The sequence below is a fragment of the Segeticoccus rhizosphaerae genome, assembly GCF_009192725.1.
Lineage (GTDB): Bacteria > Actinomycetota > Actinomycetes > Actinomycetales > Dermatophilaceae > Segeticoccus > Segeticoccus rhizosphaerae.
This window is the reverse complement of sequence record NZ_VOHR01000410.1, coordinates 1-2,948: the sequence shown is the minus strand read 5'-3', so window position 1 is coordinate 2,948 and position 2,948 is coordinate 1. Positions and strand designations below refer to the sequence as shown.

The window sequence follows — 2,948 nt, the reverse complement described above, 5'->3', positions numbered from 1 at the left end:
GGTGGCGCCGAGGCCCTCCGGCCGAGCGGCCGGCACACCGCGCGCACACGCCCACGCCAGCACCTGGCGGCTGGCGACGAGGGCGAGGGCACCGAGCACGAGACCGGACCACCCAGCGAACACCTCGGCAAGAGCAGCGAACTCGACGACCAGCACGAGGACGACGGCGGCCACTCCGCTCGGCCCGATGTCGCTGCGCCGCATCACCTCGAGGCCACGGGCGCGGTCGTAGGAGGCGGAGAGCCCGTCCGCCGTGTCCGCCAGCCCGTCCAGGTGCATCGCGCGGGTGAGCAGCGAGAGCACGACGAGCGGGAGGGCAGCCGCCACCAGCGGCGAGGCGCCGAGGGCCAGCACGGCCCAGCCCCAGAGACCGAGCAGCACGAGCGCGGGAAGCGTCGTGAATGGCGCGAGCGCCATCGCGCGACCGGCGACGGAGCGTCCCAGGTCGCGGGGAGGAGGGACGGGGACGGCCGTCAGGGTGCCGAAGGCCAGGCGCAGCGCGTCACCCATCGAGCGGCCGGCGCGGGTCAGGCATCCGCGAACCCGGAGACGTCCGCGACCACCGGCAGCGACGAGAGGTCCATCACGCGCCCCGCGATGACGAGGTGGACCTGATCGCTGGCGGCGCTGACCGCGGCGTTGACCCGGCCCAGCCCGTCGCGGAACAGGCGACCCGAGGCGGTGGCGGGCACGACCGCCATACCGACCTCGTTGGACACCGCGACCAGGTCGTAGGGCACCGAGGTCCACGCGACCAGGAACTCGGCGGTGCGCGACTCGAGGTGCTTGGTGGCGGCCGGGTCGTCCCAGGCGCCGATGTCGTCGATCAACGAGGCGACCCAGGTGGAGAGGCAGTCCACGAGGACCGGACCGCGCGCCGCGATGATCGCTCCGCTCAGGTTGGTCGTCTCGACGGTGCGCCAACCGGCCGGGCGCCGGTCTCGATGTGCGGCAACACGATCGGCCCACTCGGGGTCGACCTCACGGTTTGGCAGCGGACCGGGGGCGAGGTAGTGGACGCCGGACTGCCCGGTCAACAGGCTCTCGGCGTGCCGGCTCTTGCCGCTGCGGGCCCCGCCGAGGACGAGCGTGGTGGTCACCGTGACTCCTTGAACGACTCCTTGGACGACTCCGTGAAGCCGACGTTCGCGTCGAAGGCTGCGCGTCGGACTGCACGTCGGAGCGTACCGAGGATCGGGCGACCTGCCACCAGCACCAGCGCAGCGGTCAGGATCGATCGCGGCACGTCCCAGCCCAACGAGGTTGCGACGTAGAAGACGACGTAGTGGTGGAGGTTGTCGAGCACGCCGTCGCCCGGCACGAACCCGGCGCCCGGGGGAGCCGTCGGACCCATGAAGGGCCAGAACCAGAGGTTCATCACCGCGCCGTAGAGGAGGCCGACCACCAGGCTGTATGCCGCGAGCAGGCCCAGCTCGACCCGCCCCGAGGCGCGGGGCAGCAACGCAGCCCCCAGGCCCACCCACCCGGCCGCGATCATCTGGAACGGTGCCCACGGGCCCACCCCGCCGGTGAGGAACGCGCCGGTGATGATGGCCAGCACCCCGAGCACGAACCCCATGCCCTTGCCGAGGACCCGGCCGGCGAGCACCAGCAGGAAGAAGACCGGTTCGAGGCCGGCGGTGCCGGCACTCAGGACACGTAGTGCGCCTCCCGTCGCGGCGAGCACGCCGAGCACCGCGATCGTCTTCGCGTCCAGTCCGCCGGTGGCGATCTCGGCGAGGACCACCAGGCCGAGCAGTCCGAGGAGCACGCCGAACAGCCAGGGCGCGTCCTGGCCGTGGGCGAGCCCGGAGTCGGGCGAGACGAGGAAGGGCCAGCCGAACGCCATGATGCCGACACCGCTGACCAGCCCGAGCGACACCGTGCTCGGCCAGTGCAGCCGGATCGGCTCGAGCCGCCGGGCCGTCGCTGCGCCCAAGGTCATGTCGAATGTTCGCGCTCCTCGGCGCTCCGGGCCTCGCTCGTGCCTCGCTCGTGTCCTCACGCCGTCGTCGCCGCTCACGCCCGATGTTCGCGCTCCTCGGCGCTCCGGGCCTCGCTCGTGCCTCGCTCGTGTCCTCACGCCGTCGTCGCCGCTCACGACGCGGCCTCCAACGCGGCCTCCACCTCGGCCACGGTCAGGAACGGCAGCGGGTGGACGATCTTGGCGACCTGCGGTGCGAAGGCCGGTGAGCCCGCCAGGACGTCGTGCGTGCGCCCGTCGGCCACCACGTCGCCCTCCGCGAGGATCACCACCCGGTCGGACACCTCGGCCGCCATCTCGACGTCGTGCGTGGCCATCAGGACGGTGTGCCCGCGCGAGGCGAGGTCGCGCAGGAGGCGCACCAGCCTGGACTTGGCCTGGTAGTCCAGCCCGCGGGTCGGCTCGTCCAGCAGCAGCAGGCCGGGCTCGCCGGCCAGGATGATGGCGAGCGCCAGGGAGAGTCGCTGGCCCTCGGACAGGTCGCGAGGATGGGTGCCGGTGTCGATCGGGCCGCCGATCGTGGCCAGCAGCGCCGCCGTGGTGCCGACGGGAACGCCGAAATCCCGGTCGGCGCTGCGGCACTCGGCGGCGACCGAATCCGCGTAGAGCAGCACTCCGGCGTCCTGCGGCACCATGCCGACGCGACGCACCAACTCGCGTGGCGGGGTCTCGTGCGGCACCAGGCCGCTCACCGTCACCCGGCCGCCGGTCGGCTGGAGCTGCCCGGACAGGGCACCGAGCAGGGTGGACTTGCCCGCGCCGTTGCGGCCCATCAACGCCGTCACGGAGCCGGGCTCGAGCGTCAGCGAGAGGCCACGCAGTGCAGTGACCAGCCCGCGCCGCACGACGAGATCCTTGGACTCGGCGGGAGGTCCGCCGTTCGCACTCGGCCGCCGACGCGCACTCGCCGCGGACGGCGGGTCGGCCCTCCTGGTCGGTGCTGCGGTCACCGGCGCGGGTCCGG

General features: G+C 73.2%; 4 protein-coding genes. All 4 read right to left on the bottom strand.

The genetic code is table 11. From position 1 onward, the window contains the following. Positions 1 to 510, bottom strand: a 510-nt coding sequence (locus FRW57_RS19830; protein WP_152186861.1) for an adenosylcobinamide-GDP ribazoletransferase, incomplete at its 3' end; no start/stop codon positions are given. 17 nt (positions 511 to 527) lie between these two features. Beyond that, positions 528 to 1,100: a bifunctional adenosylcobinamide kinase/adenosylcobinamide-phosphate guanylyltransferase gene (locus FRW57_RS19825; protein ID WP_152186860.1), complete on the bottom strand. Its 573-nt coding sequence runs from the start codon at positions 1,098 to 1,100 to the stop codon at positions 528 to 530. Further along, complete coding sequence (locus FRW57_RS19820; RefSeq protein WP_152186859.1) at positions 1,097 to 1,945, bottom strand: ECF transporter S component family protein; 849 nt, start codon at positions 1,943 to 1,945, stop codon at positions 1,097 to 1,099. Before FRW57_RS19820 ends, FRW57_RS19825 begins: the two co-directional genes overlap by 4 nt. A 152-nt stretch (positions 1,946 to 2,097) precedes the next feature. Next, positions 2,098 to 2,948 (bottom strand): energy-coupling factor ABC transporter ATP-binding protein (locus FRW57_RS19815; RefSeq protein WP_152186858.1); only part of this gene is annotated, 851 nt, incomplete at its 5' end.

What these genes read in the sequence shown, in the direction of transcription:
- FRW57_RS19820 (WP_152186859.1), bottom strand. Translation starts at nt 1,945, where the DNA reads ATGACCTTGGGCGCAGCGACGGCCCGGCGGCTCGAGCCGATCCGGCTG.